Origin of the sequence: Streptomyces recifensis, assembly GCF_002154615.1 — a bacterium.
Taxonomy (GTDB): domain Bacteria; phylum Actinomycetota; class Actinomycetes; order Streptomycetales; family Streptomycetaceae; genus Streptomyces; species Streptomyces griseoluteus.
On sequence record NZ_MUNH01000061.1, the window covers coordinates 1 to 17,012 of the forward strand.

The window sequence follows — 17,012 nt, forward strand, 5'->3', positions numbered from 1 at the left end:
TGGCCCGCACGACGCGGCCGCCGACTCCCGACTCCAGGCCGGGCCGGGCCGCGTCCGGCACCATCGCGTTCGTTCGGCAGCAGCGGGCGCCGGGCCGCCGACCGGGTGGCTCCGAGCGCACGACTAGGCCGCGCCAGTGACGCTTGGCAAGCCGACGCGCGGGAGCCGGGAGAACGTGGAGGAGCGGCCGTTGCCGGCACACGTTCCCTTGTCCCGACGCTGTTGGGCGGATGTACGGGGAGCAGCCTGCCGCGGATCTCGTGCTGCCCGCGGGTCCTTCGTCGCGCCCGCATCGCCCCCGGCTCCTACAGGAGGTCCCGCATGGGAAGGTCTGCCATTCCCCGCACCGTGAGACATCTGTACCGGACGGCCTGCGTGATAGCGGCGGCTGCGCTGATAACGCCTCTGCTGGGCAGTTGGCCGGTGGGCGGTCCGCACGACCGGGAATCCGGGATCCGGCTGCAGCGGGCCTTTTCCGACGCAGCCGCCGAGTTCCGGGTGCCGCGGAGCGTGCTCCTCGGCGTGTCGTACATGGAGTCCCGCTGGGACGCGCACGCGGGCGCTCCGAGCGTCATCGGCGGATACGGGCCGATGCACCTCACCGACGTGCACGCGGCCCTGGCCGGAGCACCGGGCGGCGCGGTGGACCGCGCCGCGCCAGGGCGGTCGGCGTCGTCGGCGGACCCACCGGCCGCGCAGGGCGCACCTCTGGGGAAGAAAGGTTCCTTCAACCAGTTGGCGACGCTGGAGCGAGCTGCCGGACTTCTGCGTGTTCCTTCGGTCAGGCTGCGTACGGACGCCGCCGAGAACATACGCGGCGGCGCCGCGCTCCTGGCGGCGACGCAGCGAGAGCTGGGCAGGCCGCTCGGTGCGAATCCGGCCGAATGGTGGGGAGCGGTGGCGCGCTTCTCCGGGTCGACCGACAGCGTGGCAGCGGCGACGTATGCCGACAACGTGTTCCAGGTGATCCGTAAGGGTGCGCAGCGCACCACGGACACGGGGCAGCGGGTGACCCTCGCGGCGAGCCCCGGAGTGCGACCGGGCGCCACGCAGAGGGAGGCCGTACCGCCGCCGCAGGAAGCGTCGGGGCCCGGGAACAGCCCCGACGCCAATGCCAAGAGCCCTGCCGGCACCGGGGTCGAGTGTCCGGCGACCCTCGCGTGCGGTTGGCTTCCGGCCCCGCGCGTGTTGTACGGCGACGATCGGTACGGCAACCATGACGTGGCCGACCGTCCCAAGGATCAGAAGATCGACTACGTCGTCATCCACGACACGGAGGACACCCAGAACACCATGTTCCAGACGGTGCAGACGCCGTCCGAGGCGTCTTGGCACTACACGATCAGCTCCCGGGACGGTCGGGTGACGCAGCACGTCAGGACCAAGGACATCGCCTGGCACTCCGGAAACCAAGACGTCAACGCCCGCTCGGTCGGCGTCGAGCACGAAGGGTTCCTCGCCCAGCCGGACACCTGGTACACGGAGCAGATGTACCAGTCGTCGGCCCGCCTGGTGTCGTACCTCGCCAAGAAGTACGCCATTCCGCTGGACCGGCAGCACATCATCGGCCACGAGGAGGTACCCGGCCCCACGACCGCCAGCATCCCCGCCATGCACGAGGACCCCGGCCCCTATTGGGACTGGCGGCACTACTTCGACCTCCTGGGCGCACCCCTGCGCGCGACGGCCGGCCACGACAGCGAACTGGTGACCGTTCTTCCCGACTTCGCAACGAACAGGCCGAAATACACGGGGTGCACAGGGGAGGCCGAGCTCTGCGCCCCGCACGGATCAAGCGCCGTGCGTCTGTACACCGAGCCGAGTGAGAGTGCCCCACTGGTGCAGGACGTGGGCAAGCGTCCTGACGGCGAGGACTCCACGATCGGCGTCCACGACATGACGTCGCGCGTCTCCACGGGGCAGACATACGCGGTCGCCCAGCGCCGCGGCGACTGGACGGCCATCTGGTACCTGGGCCAGAAGGCGTGGTTCAGGAACCCGTCGGCGCACCCCACAGCGGTCGGCAGCGTCGGCCGGATGGTCACGCCCAAACCCGGACTGCCCGACATCCCCGTGTACGGACGCGCCAACCCCGAGGATTCGGCGTACCCCGACGGCATCGCCGTGCACCCCGACTCACCACTCCCTTACAAGTTCCTCGCGGGCCAGCGGTACGCGACCCAGGGCACCGTCAGGGGCGAGCACTTCGAGCCCTCGGACGTCGACAGCGCCTCGCCCGGCCGATTCGTGAAGGGACAAGCCCTGTACTACGAGATCCAGTTCGGCCACCGGCTGGCATATGTCCGGGCGGACGACGTGGACGTGGTACGTGCCACCGCGTAGAGCCGGCACCCTGCGGTGGTCGGGTGGGATCGCCCGTGTCGCGTGCGAGTGGCGGTGCCCGCGCCCGGCCGCGGTCACCGACGTTCACGAGGTCCGCATGGGCGGCCGGAATAGGGCCCGGCCCCGTGAGGTTGACCCCGGTGACGGACGCATGCACGCGCATGGAAATTCGGAGGGTCAGCCATGAAGATCGGCATCATTGGCGCGGGGAACATCGGCGGCAACCTCACCCGGCGGCTCACCGCCCTCGGGCACGACGTCGCCGTCGCCAACTCCCGCGGCCCGGAGACGCTCCGCGAACTGGCCGAGGAGACCGGCGCGACCCCGGTCCGGGCAGAGGACGCGGCCGAGGGCGCCCAGGTCGTGGTCGTCACCGTCCCGCTGAAGGCGGTCCCGCTGCTGCCCGACGGCCTGCTGGACGGCGCGGCCGAGGGCGCCGCAGTGATCGACACCGGCAACTACTACCCGCAGCGGGACGGCCGGATCGCGGACATCGAGGACGAGGGCCTCACCGAGAGCCGCTGGACCGAGCGGCACCTCGGCCATCCGGTGATCAAGGCGTTCAACGGCACCTACGCCCAGGACATCCTGGACCGCCCGCGCCCGGCCGGCGACCCGGACCGCCTCGCCCTCCCGGTAGCCGGCGACGACGAGGCGGCCAAGCGGACCGTCCGGGCCCTGATCGAGGAACTGGGCTTCGACACGGTCGACGCCGGCGGCATCACCGACTCCTGGCGCCAGCAGCCGGGCACCCCGGTCTACGGCCTGCAGGCAGGCGTGGAGGCGGTCCACAAGGCCCTCGCCGAAGCGTCCCCGGAACGGCCGGCGGACTTCCGGGCCTGAGGAAGTGCCTGCACCCGCCTAGCGGTGCTTCGACCGGGACCCAGCACCCGTATCCGGTCTCGCGGCAGTTCGGCGACGGCTTCTGTGCAGGTGTCGCCGCGGCGCAGGTGAGCCAGGACAAACAGGGCCTGCCGGCCGGAGCCGATGCGGCGGCGAGGACCTGCCTAAATGCCTGTCCCCCGCACCAGTTGTACCGGTGCGGGGGAACCCGCGTGTTCGGAGCGAGTGTTGCCGGTGGAGCTGTAGTTCCAGCGGCCCTGCTCGGCACCGGAGCGTCGACCACGAAAGCGACCTTGATCAGAGGCCGACGCGGCACCGGTCGTACTCGTAGTGGCCGGCCTGGTCACGGTCCCCGCCATGACGCCAGCCGTGGGTACGGTCCCACAGGTAGCTGACGCCATGGTCCCACCGGTAGTCGTCGCGGCGGTCCCCGTGGTGGCGCTGGTCGCGGTTTCCGCGGTGGTCGTGGCCACTGTCCCGGCGGTGCTCGTGGCCGCGTACCCCGCAGTCCTCGTGGCCGCGGCCGGAGTGGTGGTGGCCGTCACGGGTCCGGCCGTGGTCGTGGTCGCGGCCGAAGCGGCGGTCGTCGCCGCGGATCGCGCCGCGGTCGTCGGCACCAGTGCGGTGAGGGTCGCTGACTACGACACTGACGGACGGGCTCTTGACGTGCCCGGACAGCGGCGTGGCAGCCGAAGCAGCGCCTCCGGCGCCGAGTACGGCTCCGCCTGCGACCGCCAGGGAGGCGACGGCGACACACATGCGCTTCGCGAGGTTGTTCACGGGTTTCTCCTTTGGCTCAGAGCAGTCCGCCCGTCCAAACGGGCGCTCAGCTCACTGATGCGCTACGCGGCCGATGCAGTGGCGTCGTCCCTTCTGCACCGGTTGCACCAATACAAGCACGCGACATTGTCACTCGACAATGTCGTATGAATGTGTCGCTCGACACGGACAGAAGCGGTCCACGGCGTCCAGGTGACCGCACACCCGTCGGCACTCGCTCTCCCAACAGCTCGTTGAGCCGCGGACACGCCTCGTGCAGGAAGACGGCGGCATGCACCAGCACGTCGAGCGGGCGGCCTACGGGCCGTGGCCGGGCTCGCGCACCGGCATCCCGCTTCCGTCCCTCAGGACGGCCTCCGCACCATCCACAAACGCGCGTTCGCCCGCGTCCGGGAGGGCCAAAGCCCAACCGCCTCAGTGACTCTCGGGAGAGAGCCCTCAGCCCGGACTGATCGCCACGATGTCGGGTGCGATGTCCAGGACGAGCAGTGCCGCCGCCACATGGGCCGGGTTGTCCTCCACTTTGACGGCCGAAAGTTCATTGGCGCGCGAGACCCGCCGCTCGACGGTGTTCCGATGCGCGTAGAGGTTGGCTGCCGCTCGAGTGGTGTTGAAGCCGCACTGCACGTAAGTGAGGAGTGCCTGTCGTAGGGCTGTGTCAGCTTCGGCCAACGGCCCGAGAGTGTTGATGACGAACCGACGTGCGCCGGCACGCTCCTTCGTGAGCGCGTCGATCAGCTCGACATCGGCGTAGGCGGTGAAGCGCCGGTCGGACCCGAGCCGGATCACCAGCGCCTGAGCAGCGAGCGCGTCCTGATGGCTGGACCGGAACCCGTCGAGTCCGCGCCCCGGCCGTCCGACCGCCGCGCGGACCTTGTCGGCCGTCGCGAGGGCCTTCTCCACCTGGTGGAAGTCCGGGACGGCCTCTCCCGAAAGCCAGAGCCACCGCGACGTACCGCTGGCACGCGCCACCAGGGCGCTCCCGCCCCCGGCGGCCGACCGCACGGCGGAGACCGTCTTGTCCAGGGCATCCGCCTCCTGAGGATCATCGATCCACACCACGAGACCCACGTGCCACCGCGCCATCCGGTAGCGCAGGCGCCCTTCGGCAAGGTCCTCCGCCATCGGTGCCCCGTTGGCGATCAGCTGGATCAGCGCGATCCCCTCGGCATCCGTATGGCCCATCGCTGCGGCCAGACCGGCTTGGCGCAGGGCCGCGACCGAGTCGAGGGCGTATTGCACCAACGACTTCGCCGTCACGTCCAGGACCCCTACGAGCAGGTCGGGACCGGCGCAGTCCGCCACGCACTCCTCCAGCCATCGCCGCCAGCCGATCCCCAGTGCCACGCGCCAGGCAACGGCGAAGTCCGGCGCGATGCCTCGAGAGACAAGATCGTTGATGTACGCCGTGGTCCGCGGGCCGACGTAGGGCTCCACCCGCCGCCCCGGTTGCTGCACGTTCGCGGTCAGCCATTGGACGAGATCGGAGCGGTTGAGCTCGCGGTCCTCCTCGACCAGCGATGCGTCGGCGAGGAGGGCTGGATCGTTCTGGGCGAGGAGAGAAGGCCTCGCAAAGGCGTCGACCAGGGCGTCCGTTTCCGTGAGCAGGCGTTGACACAGTGACCTGATCGCATCGGCGACCTCAGAGGAGGGCGTGGGCCACAGCTCGTCCATGTCTCCAGTTTCTCCCTGATCACGAGGAGCAGACGCTCCCGGCATACCGTGTCACAAACAGCTGAAAGGCCCGCCGACGACAGCGACATGCGCCAGGCTGCCCTCACGTGCGGTGGGGACTGCCGACCCCGAGACGGCCCTGCACTCGGTGCGCTGATGCATCTGAAGCCGCCCGCCGCAAACGCGAACCCTGACTTCGCTCGTGCGCGGAGCGGCACGGCCGGCCAACGCCACCTCCACAAGGTCGAGCTGTTTAGCCGCACTAAACGGCGGCAGGTCTATCACGCTGGCGGTAGGGCCGCAAGGGGCTCGGCACCGTTGCGCCTCATGAGGGCCGCACCAGGTGCGCATCACTCGCATGCCTTAGCCTCTTGCCACGGAGAGGGCTCCTCCGGGTCGGCCTGTCACCCGACGGACACACGACCTCGACCTCGGACTCGGGACGGGCGGTGAGCACATGGCGTCCATGGACGACGGCGGGAAAGCGGGCAAAGCGGCCAAGGGCTCTACTGCCCTCGAAGCGCCCGCAGGCGCGCAGCTGAGGAAGATCAGGCTCAGCCGCGGGTTGTCGTTGACGGAGGCCGCGCTCCGGGCAGGGGTCACCAAAGGCTTTTTGAGCCAGTTGGAGCGCGGGCTGACCAACGTGTCCGTCCCGACGTTGCTGCGCGTCTGCGATGTGCTGCAGATCGGGGTCGGAGAGTTGTTCGCTTACCCGGACGAGCAGGTCGTGGAGGGCGGAAGCCGGATCGACATGGGCGGGGAGGGCGTAGCCGAGTACCTCCTCACGCCCGCCGACACCACGGCGTTCCAGGTCTTCCGTTCCGTGATCGAACCGGGCGGGGGTACCGGCGGCCCCTATCGGCTCGACACCGCCACGATCTTCGCGATGGGGCTGAGCGGCTCGACCCGGCTGGTCGTCGGGGGCGAGACCCGGATGCTGTCACCAGGAGTGTCCACCTCGTTCTCCGGTCGGACGTTGCACCAGTTCGACAATCCGGGCACGACGGTGAGCGAGGTCCTGTGGGTCCTGTCGCCTCCCCTGCTCCGTGTCCCGCGCGGAGCATCCTAGAGCTGCTCGAAGACGGCCGGTCGGCGCGCCCGCAGGATGAGGGCCTGCACCGCCCCGGCCGCGGCCGAGAGGGCGACGAGGCCCCCGATCACCCAGGCGCCCTCGACAGTGCCGACGAGCAGGGGGAAGTTGACGACCATCAGGCAGACGACACAGGCGAGACCGAGGAAGGCCACGGCCGGGGCCACGACCGTGCTCCACACCGACTTCCGCTCATCGGCTCGCCGGAAGAAGCCGATCACCGCGAGGCTGGTGGCTGCCATCAGCAGGACGATGCCGAGGGTGGCGGCGCCGGAGAACCAGGCGTAGAGATCCCCGATCGGGTCGAGGCCGAGCGCGGCGACGACGAGCGTGATGACCAACGCGACCACCGAGGCGACGGCCGAGGAACCCGACGGCGCGCGGTGCCGGGGGTGCGTGACCCCCAGCGACGCCGGAAGGACGCCGGCACGGGACAGCACGAACTGGTAGCGCGTCACGACGTTGTGAAAGGCCAGCACGCAAGCGAACTGACTGGAGATCAGGAGTACCTGCATCACGTCGGCCCAGACCGACCCGACATAGCTCCGGGCCAGAGTGAGAACCAAGCCCTGGGGGTCGGACTTCGCGGCGCCGGCCACCGCGTCCACTCCCACACCCACCACGATCGCCCACACGGTGAACGAGTAGAAGATCCCGATCATGAGGATCGCGGCGTATGTGGCCCGCGGGACCGTGACGTCGGGGTCCTTCGCCTCGTTGCGGAACACAGCGGTCGCCTCGAAGCCGATGAACCCGAAGATGGCGAACATCATGCCGAGGCCCGAAGAGCCGTTCCCCACCATCGAAGGCGACAACGGCTCGGCCGTAAGCCCGTCGACACCACCGTGGCCCACGATGCCGACGTCCATGACCAGGAGCAGCAGGGACTCCAGCACCAGCACGGCACTGAGCACCTTGGCACTCAGCTCGATATCGCGATAGCCGAGGAAAGCGATGACGCCCAGGGAGACCAATGCCCACGACCACCACGGGGAGCCGATGTCGGCGTACCGCTCGACGACGTTACTCGTCGCGACACCGACATACGCGTTCACCCCGACGAGGAGCAGAGCGTAGGAGAAGAGCGCAAGGGTCGCGGCCGAAAGGCCGGGTATCCGGCCGAGCCCCGCCTGAACGTATGCGTAGAAGGCGCCCGCGTTGCGCACCCGCCCGGCCATCAGCGTGAAGCCGACAGCGAAGATCAGCAGCATCACGGTGGAGAGCGCGAAGAACAGTGGCATCCCCGGACTGCCGCTCACGGCGAAGGCGAGCGGCACACCGCCGATCACCAACCCGAGCGGCGCCGCCGCTGCGGCGACCATGAACACGATCTGCGATACGCCAAGCCCACGGTTGAGCGGGTTGCCCGATCCTCCTTCACCGTCAAGTGCTTCGCCTTGCCCTGTCTTGGAGAGGCCGGTCATGTCGACCACCTTTCAGCTCACGGGCCGATGCCGGCTCGTCATGGCTGGATGAATGGGGCGGGAGGCGGTACGACCCGACGAAGCGAACCGGCGCCGTCGCCCGGCGGCAGGTCTCCCCAGCGCGCCCCGTGCTGCTCGCCTGCGCCTCCTCGGCCGCGACCGCGCACGCCCCTCACGTGCACGAGCGCCTGAACAGGCGCGACTCCGACCAGGCGTTTAGTGCTACTAAACTGCGGCGGCAAACCTCTATCACGTCCGCCCAGGGCACGGCAATGGCTCGGCGTGGCCGCCTACGCGGCAACCCCCGTGCCGGCTCCGCTCCTTGGGGACCCGGGCGCTCCCTCCCCCAGGTCTCACCCGGCTGTCAACCACCGTCTGGGCGCAATCGCGCGACCGGCTGTGCATCGTGCACCGGACCCCGGCGAAGCAGGTGCTCACTGTCGTTTTCACCGCGGTCGTTGCTGGCGACAGTGATGTGACCGCCAGATGAACAGCGAGGAGCCGCCATGACAGCTGAGGTGTTGGACGCCGTCGAGGAGTTCGACGTGGTGATCATCGGAGCAGGGATCTCCGGGATCGGCGCGGCCGCCTATTTCAGCCGGGAGCTCCCCGACAAGTCGCTCGCCGTGCTGGAGGCGCGAGACAACATCGGAGGCACCTGGGACCTGTTCCGCTATCCCGGCATCCGCTCCGACTCCGACCTGCACACGTTCGGTTACGACTTCAAGCCGTGGCGCCACGAGGCCGCGATCGCCGACGCTCCCCTCATCAGGGAGTACCTGCGGGAAGCAGTCGAGGAGAACGAGCTGGACCGCGTCCTCAGGCTCCGCCACCGGGTCGTCAGCTCGGAGTGGTCATCGGCGGATTCGAGGTGGACCCTCACCGTTCGGACGCCGGACCCGGTCACGGGTGACCCCCGGACCAAGACGATCCACGCGGGGTGGGTCTTCGCCGCTACCGGCTACTACCGGTACGACCAGGGATTCTCCCCGGAGTTCCCCGGGCAGGACGACTTCGAGGGGCAGATCGTCCATCCCCAGCACTGGCCCGAGGATCTCGACTACAGCGGGAAGAAGGTCGTGGTCATCGGCAGCGGGGCGACCGCGATCACGCTGGCGCCGGCCATGACCACCGGGGCAGGCGCCGCCCGGCACGTGACGATGCTGCAGCGCACTCCCACCTACGTCATGGCGCTCCCCCGTGTCGACCGGATCGCCCTCGCGCTCACGAAGTTGCTCGGCGAGAAGCGCGGATACGCCGTGACCCGGTTCAAGAACATCTGGTTCGACCGTGCTGTGGTCAAGGGTCTGCGGACCTTCCCCAAGGCCGGGCGAGCGTTGATCCGGCGCGAGAACATCAAGCGCCTTCCCAAGGGGTTCGACGTCGACAAGCACTTCAACCCGCCGTACGCCCCCTGGGACCAGCGGCTGTGCCTCGCACCGGACGGCGACTTCTTCGACGCGATCAAGGAGGGCCGGACCTCCGTCGTCACCGACACCGTGGCGAGGTTCAGCAGGCGCGGAATCGTCCTGTCGTCGGGCGAGGAGCTGGAGGCCGACGTCATCGTCACCGCGACGGGGCTGAACCTGCGGCTCTTCGACGGAATGCCCATCGTGGTCGACGGACGCCGGATCGACATCGCCGACGCGCTCTGTTACCGCGGCATGCTGCTGAGCGGGATCCCGAACTGGGCGATGGCGATCGGCTACACCACCTCGTCCTGGACGCTCAAGGTGAGCCTGATGTGTCGCTACTTCATCGATCTGGTCCGGCACATGGACGCCCACGGATACGACACGGTGGTACCGATCGCGCCGTCGGAGACGAAGCGCAGGCCCGTCATGGACCTTCAGGCCGGATACGCCAAGCGGGCCGAGAAGTTCATGCCGAAGCAGGGGCTGTCCGCCCCCTGGCGGATGGCGATGTCCTACCCGGAGGACGCCAAGGCCCTGCGCGGTCCGGTGGTCGACGAGAACCTCGAGTTCGGCGTCGGCCGGTCCGCCGCGCGGCGTTCCGGCGGGAGGCGAGCGACCCGTGTCTGAGCGGAGCGGCGCCGAGAGCGTCGACCAGTACGCGACCCTGCCGTCCGGGCTGACGATCTGCTTCCGGGACTTCGGCGACAGAACCGACCCCGCGATACTGCTCATCGCCGGACTGGGCGAGGACCTCACCTTCTGGACCGACTCGTTCGTCGGCTCACTCGTCGGCCGCGGCTTCCGGGTCGTCGCGATCGACAACCGCGACGCGGGCCAGTCGACGTTCGTCACCACTCCCCCTCCCGGGCTCTGGCGTCAGATCGCCGCCCGGCCGCGTGCCGACGCGTACGCGCTGGCTGACATGGCGCAGGACGCCATCGGCGTACTCGACCATCTCGGGATTTCGCGGGTTCACCTGGTCGGCCGGTCGATGGGCGGCATGATCGCGCAGACGATCGCGGCCACAGCACCTGAGCGGGTCCTGTCCTTGACCTCGATCTACTCCACCACCGGGGCACGAAAGGTCGGCCAGCCGGCTCTGTCGACGATCCGGCTCCTCGCCGCCCCGCCGGCGCGGAGCCGAACCGCGGCGGTCCGTGCTCACCTGCGGCTCACCAGGCACATCGCGGGAACAGGACATCCCATCGATGACGCCGCCGAGGCGGCCATCGGGGCTCGTGGATGGGACCGCAGCGCCGGGGAACCGGCGGCCGGCACGGCGCGCCAGATCCAGGCGATCCAGCGCTCCGGAGACCGGACGGCCGAGCTGAGCAGGATCACGGCCCCGACGCTGGTCATCAACGGTGACCGGGACCTGCTGGTGCACCCGAGCGGCGGCGCCGCGACCGTCCGGGCGATCCGTTCGGCGCAGCACGTGGTCATTCCCGGTATGGGCCATCACCTTCCCGAGGCCCTCGTCGGCCCTGTCACGACATACATCTCGCAGCACGCGAACCGCGTGGGTGAAGGGGGAAACCATGTCCGGATCTCGTGAGCCCGGTTCTGGCGACACCGCGGTCGACGTCGTGGTCGTCGGTGCCGGCTTCGCGGGCCTGAGCGCTGCCGAGAGGCTGGTGGACACCGGGCGGTCCGTGCTGGTGCTGGAGGGCCGCGACCGGGTCGGAGGCCGGTCGCGCTCCGGCAAGGTGGCAGGCGTGCAGGTCGACCTCGGAGCAACCTGGGTGGCACCACGCCACACGGCCATCCGGGACCTTGCGAGCCGAGTCGGGTGTACCACGACCGGCCAGTTCAACCAGGGTCGCAACGTGCTGTGGTTGGCGGGTCGGCGTCGCACGTACAGCGGCACCATTCCCAAGGTCTCCCCGCTGACCCTGGTGGACATGGCCCGCATGCAGGCGGCGGTGAACAAGCTGGTCGCGACCGTCGACGTGAGCGCCCCATGGGAGACGCCTGGGGCGAGCCGACTCGACGCCATCTCGTTCGGCGAGTGGCTCGACCGGAAGAACGCGCTGCCCAGTACCCGTGCGCTGATGACCATCGTCAGCAAGGTGCAGTGGGGCTGCACCCCGGGAGACGTCTCCCTGCTGCATGTCCTGCGCTACATCTGTGCGGCGGGCGGGCTCAACCACATGCTGGACGTCGAGGACGGAGCGAACCAGGACCGGTTCGTCGAAACCACCCAGGAGATCGCCAAGCGGGTGGCGGAGCGGCTCGGCGACCGGGTGCGGCTGGAGACACCGGTGCGCCGCATCGCCCAGGACGACAACGGCGTCACCGTCCGCACCGACTCCGGCGAGATCCACGCCAGGTACGCGATCGTCACGGCCGCCCCGGAGCACCGCGCAGCCCTCGAGTTCGAACCCGCTCTGCCCGAGCAGGCCGAGGGACTCACCCGAACCTGGCGCATGGGCGTCCTCAGTAAGGCCTTCGTGGCCTACGAGAGGCCGTTCTGGCGGGCCGACGGATTCTCCGGTGAAGCGGTGACCGACACCGGAACCGTGTTCATCACCTTCGACGTTTCACCCGTCCACAGCGGACCGGGCGTCCTGATGACCTTCTGCGACCCCCGCGTCTTCGACGGCTTCGATCCCGGGACCCGACGCGACCTGGTCGTCCGGCAGCTCGTCGACCTCTACGGTCCGCAGGCCCGCACCCCGATCGACTACCTGGACCACCGCTGGGGATCGGAACCGTTCGCCCCGGGCGGCCCCCACCCTGCCGCCGGCCCGCACGCGACCGTGAGCTACGGCAAGGCGTTGACCGAGCCCCACGGACGCATCCACTGGGCCGGCACCGAGACCGCCGGCGAATGGGCCGGCACCATGAACGGCGCGGTTCTGACGGGCCAGCGCACCGCCGAACGCATCGTCACCCTCCTGTCCCACGACGCCCAAGGGGTGGTGTCCCGGTGAAGGTCGCGCTGTTCCTGCTGGCCGACGTGTGGATGATCTTCGCCGGCTACTTCTACGGTTGGCGTTTCATCCGCCGGTACGGCAACTACCTCCTCGGTCTCGAGTGGATGGTCGTCGCGACGTCGGGCAGCAACTTCCTTCTCTGGTCGCTGTCCGGAGCCGACAGCGGCAGCGTCATGTACGACGTGGCGTATTTCTTCGACGCGTTCTCCAGGTCGGTCGGCATCACGCTCATTCTGATCATGGGCCTGATGAAGGTCACCCACCGCTACAAGCCGAGCCTCGGCGTCGATATCGGCGTATTCGGAGTCGCGATCGTGGCGGGCCTGGTCCTCCGGCCCTTCCACGGCGCGGATCTCCACACCGATAGCGGCGCGTTCTCGGTCGCCGCTTTCTATGTCGTCGCCAATCTGCTCACGACAGCTTTCCTCGGGTACTTCGTCAAGCGGCTCTGGGACGCGGGCGCGAAGCGGCCGGCGATCTGGACGGGACTGGTCACGGCCGCCGGGACCACCATCGCGTGGACCTACGACTTCTTCCCCCTGCCGTTCGACGACGAGAACCGCACGATCTTCTACACCGCCGCGCTCGCGACGTGGGGCACCCAGGGATTCGTCTACTTCCGCGCCTACCGCGCGCTGCACGACCGCAACGCGGCCTTGGACGAGAACCCGGCCCGCGCGACCGGAGCCCGCGCATGAATCCCGACAACGAACAAGGAGTCAGCATGGCGAACAGGCACGTGTACGCGGTGGTGGACCCGGCCAGCGGCGAGCTGGTCAAGGAGTACCCCACCGCGACGGACGAAGTCGTCGACGGGGCGCTCGACGCGGCGGCGAAGGCCTACGCCCAGTGGTCAAGGCAGAGTTCCGTCGAACAGCGTGCCCAGTTGCTGACCACCGTCGCCACCCTGCACAGCGAGCGCAGCGGGCAGCTTGCCGAGATAATCCACCGGGAGATGGGCAAGCCGGTGGACGAGGCCGTCGCGGAGGTCGAGTTCAGCGCCTCGATCTACCGGTACTACGCCGAGAACGCGCAGAAGTTCCTCGCCGACGAGCCGATCGAGCTTCTCGACGGGGAGGGCACCGCCTTCGTCCGTCGTCAGCCGGTCGGCGTGCTGCTGGGGATCATGCCCTGGAACTACCCGTACTACCAGGTGGCCCGGTTCGCCGCACCCAACCTCGCGCTGGGCAACACCATCGTGCTCAAGCACGCATCGCAGTGCCCGGAGTCGTCCGCGGCTCTCCAGCAGCTGTTCACGGACGCGGGCTTTCCTGAGGGCTGTTACGTCAACGTCCGCGCCACCAGCGAGCAGATCGCTCATGCCATCGCGGACCCCAGGGTGCAGGGCGTCTCCTTCACCGGCTCGGAGCCGGCCGGCGCGGCGGTCGCCGAGAAGGCCGGGCGCAGCCTCAAGAAGGTGGTGCTCGAACTGGGCGGCTCGGACCCGTTCGTCGTGCTGTCGACCCACGACCTCGACGCCACGGTCCAGGCGGCGGTCGAGGCCCGGTTCGAGAACACCGGGCAGGCGTGCAACGCCGGGAAGCGCTTCATCGTCGCCGAGGACATCTACGACGCCTTCCTCCACCGGTTCACCGAGAAGGTGCTCGCCATGACCGACGGCCTGGCGCCGCTCTCCTCGGTCGCCGCGGCCGAGTACGTCGAAGAACAGGTCAGGCGAGCCGTCGATGCCGGGGCGACCTTCACCTCCAAGGGCCGGCGCGAAGGCGCGTACTTCCCGCCCGGCGTTCTGACGGGCGTCTCACCCGCCTCGCCGTCAGCCGCCGAGGAGCTCTTCGGCCCCGTCGCGACCGTCTACCGCGTCGGATCCGAGGACGAGGCCGTGGAACTGGCGAACGGAACCCCGTACGGGCTGGGCTCCTACGTCTTCACGACGGACGCGGAGCAGGCGCTGCGCGTCGCCGACAAGATCGACGCCGGCATGGTCTTCATCAACGGCGTCGGCCTCGAAGGCGCGGAACTGCCCTTCGGCGGGGTCAAGCGGTCCGGCTTCGGCCGTGAGCTGGGCCGGGCCGGAATCGACGAGTTCGCCAACAAGAAGCTCATCCGCACCGCTCGGACCTGATCGCCACAGCGCGCGGAAGGAAACCCGCCATGACCATAGAATTCGACGCCGCTGTCTTCAGGACGCCGAACGCACCACTGACCGTCGAACGAGTGACTCTCCCCTCGACCCCTCCGCCCGGCGAGGTGCTCGTGCGGCTCAAGGCGAGCGGAGTGTGCCACAGCGACCTGCACGTGCTGGTGGGCGACTGGGAGGTGCCTTCGCCGATGATCCTCGGCCACGAAGGGTCCGGGATCGTCGAGAGTGTCGGCGACGGCGTCACGACGCTGAAGAAGGGCGACCACGTCGTACTGTCCTGGACGCCTTCATGCCGCCGCTGCCGCTACTGCATCAGCGGCAGACCCGTCCTGTGTGACATGGTCAGCCGGCACTCGGCGAACCACCTGTCGTTCGACGGCCGTACCCGCGTCACGTCCGCGGACGAGGGCGACGTCTACAGCTTCGCGGGCCTCGGTACGTTCGGCCAGTACACACTCGTACCCGAATCGGCCGCGATCGCCGTCCGGGACGACGCCCCGTTCCCGCAGTCGGCTCTGGTCGGATGCGCCGTCACGACCGGCGTCGGCGCGGCCGTCAACACCGCCGGCGTGCGGCCGAACGACACCGTGGTGGTCCTCGGCTGCGGAGGCGTCGGGCTGAACGCGATCCAGGGGGCCCGGCTCGCCGGCGCGCGGAAGATCATCGCCGCGGACCTCTCCGACGAGAAGCTAGAGCAGGCACGCGTCTTCGGTGCGACCGATTTGATCAACAACGCCCGCGAGGATTTCGCCGACAGGGTGCGCCAACTCACCGACGGACGCGGCGTGGAGATCGCCATCGAGGCCATCGGGCTGCCCCGCACCATCGAGTCGGCCTACGAGGTCCTGGCCCGAGGCGGCACGGCGGTGGTCGCCGGGCAGGTGGCGGACGGCATGCGGATCTCCATCGACCCCTTCGTCATGTCCGATCAGGAACTGTCACTCATCGGCTCGAACTACGGCTCCAGCAAGCCGGATTCCGACTTTCCGATGCTGATCGACCACTACATGAACAACCGCATCGACCTCGACTCCCTTGTGACGGGCTCGATCGGTCTCCAGGACATCAACGAGGCGTTCGACCAGATGAAGCGCGGCATCGGCATCCGCTCGGTGATCACGTACTGAAAGGCAGGGGCGATCTCATGGCCCTGGAATCATCCCGCTCGGCTTTCGAGCGAGCCCGCCGCAGCGTCGGCGGGGGTGTGGGGTCCGGCCTGCGCGCCGCGATGCCTCCCCATCCGCTCTTCGTGCGGGAGGCGCGGGGCGCGTACGTCTGGGACCTGGACGGCGACCGGTACGTCGACTACGTGATGGCCTGGGGCCCGCTCGTCCTCGGCCACGGTGACCCGCGCGTGGTGTCCGCCGTGACCGAGGTCGCGACGAAGATGCAGGTCGTCGGCACGGGCCACCCGCTCGAGTACCTCGCGGCGGAAGCGGTCCTGGAGGCCGTGCCGCACGGCGAGCGTCTGCTGTGGAGCAACACGGGGACCGAAGCGGTGCAGGTGGCGCTGCGCCTCGCACGCGCCGCCACCGGGCGGCGCCGCGTCCTCAAGTTCGCCAAGAGCTACCACGGCTGGCACGACACCGTGTACGCCGGGATGTCCGAGGACGACTGCGACCGTCCCGCCGCCCCCGGCGGACGGGGGCAGTCGGCCAGCGTGCTGGACGACCTGGTCGTGGCGCGCTTCAACGACGTGGATCTGGCCGAGCGCCTGCTGAGCGAGTCCGCCGAGCGCGGCATCGCGGCCGTGCTCGTCGACCCGGTGATGAGCAACGCCGGCGTCGAAGCACCCGCACCGCGGTTCCTGTCGACGCTGCGAACCCTCTGCGACCGGCACGGCGTCGTCCTCGTCTTCGACGAGGTGATCGCCGGGTTCCGGATCGCACGGGGCGGGGCGGCCGAGAAGTACGGCGTGCTGCCCGACCTGTCGGTCTTCGGGAAGGCGATGGCCGGCGGTTTCACCCAGAGCGCCGTCGTCGGCCGGGCCGACCTGGTCGACCAGGTGACGGCCGGTGTCGTTCACGCCGGAACCTTCAACGCCAACCCGATCGCACTGGCGGCCGTCGCGGCGACCATGCGTGTCCTGGCCGATCCCGCGGTCTACGAGCTGCTCGAACGGACCTCGTCCGAGTTCGAGACCCTCGTCGGCGGCGCTCTCGGTTCCGCTGCCGGCCTGGGCCGCTTCAACCGGGTCGGCTCGCTCCTCCAGTACGTCCCCGCCGGTGAGGCCACCGGGCTCCACGGGACCGGCGGGCTCTGGAGCGTGATCCTCGAAGGCATGCTGCGTCAAGGCTTCCTGTTCATGCCGTCCGGCAAGGTCTTCCTCAGTACGGCACACACCACCGCCGACATCGAGGCAACGGCCGAGGCCCTCGACCGGCTGCTGCGGAACTTGTGACGCCC

The 17,012-nt window shown here is 69.3% G+C and carries 13 protein-coding genes; 10 read left to right on the plus strand and 3 right to left on the minus strand.

Features of this window, described 5'->3' with window-relative positions; translation table 11 throughout:
* Window positions 1-321: 321 nt before the first annotated feature.
* Both CCN33_RS03980 and CCN33_RS03985 read left to right on the plus strand, forming a co-directional pair.
* Window positions 322-2,343, plus strand: a complete 2,022-nt coding sequence (locus tag CCN33_RS03980) for an N-acetylmuramoyl-L-alanine amidase (protein ID WP_086691137.1) — start codon at window positions 322-324, stop codon at window positions 2,341-2,343.
* Window positions 2,344-2,526: 183 nt separating this feature from the next.
* A complete protein-coding gene (locus CCN33_RS03985; protein WP_086691139.1) occupies window positions 2,527-3,186 on the plus strand; it encodes an NADPH-dependent F420 reductase in 660 nt (219 codons plus the stop codon).
* Window positions 3,187-3,483: 297 nt separating this feature from the next.
* Here the strand turns inward: CCN33_RS03985 and CCN33_RS31815 are convergent, their stop codons facing one another.
* Both CCN33_RS31815 and CCN33_RS03995 read right to left on the minus strand, forming a co-directional pair.
* On the minus strand, window positions 3,484-3,966 hold the full coding sequence (locus tag CCN33_RS31815; protein ID WP_086691141.1) for a hypothetical protein: 483 nt from the start codon (window positions 3,964-3,966) through the stop codon (window positions 3,484-3,486).
* 438 nt (window positions 3,967-4,404) lie between these two features.
* Window positions 4,405-5,640, minus strand: coding sequence for a PucR family transcriptional regulator (locus tag CCN33_RS03995; RefSeq protein WP_086691143.1), 1,236 nt, complete (start codon window positions 5,638-5,640; stop codon window positions 4,405-4,407).
* 457 nt (window positions 5,641-6,097) lie between these two features.
* Here CCN33_RS03995 and CCN33_RS04000 point away from each other — a divergent pair, with 457 nt between their 5' ends.
* Entirely contained in the window at window positions 6,098-6,709 is a 612-nt protein-coding gene (locus tag CCN33_RS04000) for a helix-turn-helix domain-containing protein (RefSeq protein WP_086691145.1), read from the plus strand.
* Here the strand turns inward: CCN33_RS04000 and CCN33_RS04005 are convergent.
* A complete protein-coding gene (locus CCN33_RS04005; RefSeq protein ID WP_086691147.1) occupies window positions 6,706-8,154 on the minus strand; it encodes an APC family permease in 1,449 nt (482 codons plus the stop codon). The two genes, CCN33_RS04000 and CCN33_RS04005, sit on opposite strands and share 4 nt — an antisense overlap.
* A gap of 506 nt (window positions 8,155-8,660) precedes the next feature.
* Here CCN33_RS04005 and CCN33_RS04010 point away from each other — a divergent pair.
* The 7 genes from CCN33_RS04010 to CCN33_RS04040 are packed head-to-tail and all read left to right on the plus strand — an operon-like array spanning window position 8,661 to window position 17,007.
* Window positions 8,661-10,196 (plus strand): flavin-containing monooxygenase, encoded by a 1,536-nt coding sequence (locus tag CCN33_RS04010; RefSeq protein ID WP_086691149.1) that lies wholly within the window; start codon window positions 8,661-8,663, stop codon window positions 10,194-10,196.
* A complete protein-coding gene (locus CCN33_RS04015; protein ID WP_086691151.1) occupies window positions 10,189-11,124 on the plus strand; it encodes an alpha/beta fold hydrolase in 936 nt (311 codons plus the stop codon). Before CCN33_RS04010 ends, CCN33_RS04015 begins: the two co-directional genes overlap by 8 nt.
* The gene (locus CCN33_RS04020; protein ID WP_086691152.1) at window positions 11,108-12,502 is read left to right on the plus strand and encodes a flavin monoamine oxidase family protein; all 1,395 of its coding nucleotides are present in this window, start codon (window positions 11,108-11,110) and stop codon (window positions 12,500-12,502) included. The genes CCN33_RS04015 and CCN33_RS04020 overlap by 17 nt, the downstream gene beginning before the upstream one ends.
* Window positions 12,499-13,203, plus strand: coding sequence for a transporter (locus CCN33_RS04025; RefSeq protein WP_086691154.1), 705 nt, complete (start codon window positions 12,499-12,501; stop codon window positions 13,201-13,203). The genes CCN33_RS04020 and CCN33_RS04025 overlap by 4 nt, the downstream gene beginning before the upstream one ends.
* Before the next feature lie 26 nt (window positions 13,204-13,229).
* Window positions 13,230-14,588, plus strand: coding sequence for an NAD-dependent succinate-semialdehyde dehydrogenase (locus CCN33_RS04030; RefSeq protein WP_086691156.1), 1,359 nt, complete (start codon window positions 13,230-13,232; stop codon window positions 14,586-14,588).
* Between the two features lie 29 nt (window positions 14,589-14,617).
* A complete protein-coding gene (locus tag CCN33_RS04035; protein WP_086691158.1) occupies window positions 14,618-15,733 on the plus strand; it encodes a Zn-dependent alcohol dehydrogenase in 1,116 nt (371 codons plus the stop codon).
* A 17-nt stretch (window positions 15,734-15,750) separates the two neighbouring features.
* The gene (locus tag CCN33_RS04040) at window positions 15,751-17,007 is read left to right on the plus strand and encodes an aspartate aminotransferase family protein (protein WP_086691160.1); all 1,257 of its coding nucleotides are present in this window, start codon (window positions 15,751-15,753) and stop codon (window positions 17,005-17,007) included.
* The last annotated feature ends 5 nt before the right edge of the window (window positions 17,008-17,012 follow it).

Bases quoted from the DNA above. Each gene is read 5' to 3' on its own strand.
- CCN33_RS04005 (WP_086691147.1), bottom strand. From the start codon at position 8,154: ATGACCGGCCTCTCCAAGACAGGGCAAGGCGAAGCACTTGACGGTGAA.
- CCN33_RS04000 (WP_086691145.1), top strand. From the start codon at position 6,098: ATGGCGTCCATGGACGACGGCGGGAAAGCGGGCAAAGCGGCCAAGGGC.
- CCN33_RS04030 (WP_086691156.1), top strand. From the start codon at position 13,230: ATGGCGAACAGGCACGTGTACGCGGTGGTGGACCCGGCCAGCGGCGAG.
- CCN33_RS03995 (WP_086691143.1), bottom strand. From the start codon at position 5,640: ATGGACGAGCTGTGGCCCACGCCCTCCTCTGAGGTCGCCGATGCGATC.
- CCN33_RS04020 (WP_086691152.1), top strand. From the start codon at position 11,108: ATGTCCGGATCTCGTGAGCCCGGTTCTGGCGACACCGCGGTCGACGTC.
- CCN33_RS03980 (WP_086691137.1), top strand. From the start codon at position 322: ATGGGAAGGTCTGCCATTCCCCGCACCGTGAGACATCTGTACCGGACG.
- CCN33_RS04035 (WP_086691158.1), top strand. From the start codon at position 14,618: ATGACCATAGAATTCGACGCCGCTGTCTTCAGGACGCCGAACGCACCA.
- CCN33_RS03985 (WP_086691139.1), top strand. From the start codon at position 2,527: ATGAAGATCGGCATCATTGGCGCGGGGAACATCGGCGGCAACCTCACC.
- CCN33_RS04040 (WP_086691160.1), top strand. From the start codon at position 15,751: ATGGCCCTGGAATCATCCCGCTCGGCTTTCGAGCGAGCCCGCCGCAGC.
- CCN33_RS04010 (WP_086691149.1), top strand. From the start codon at position 8,661: ATGACAGCTGAGGTGTTGGACGCCGTCGAGGAGTTCGACGTGGTGATC.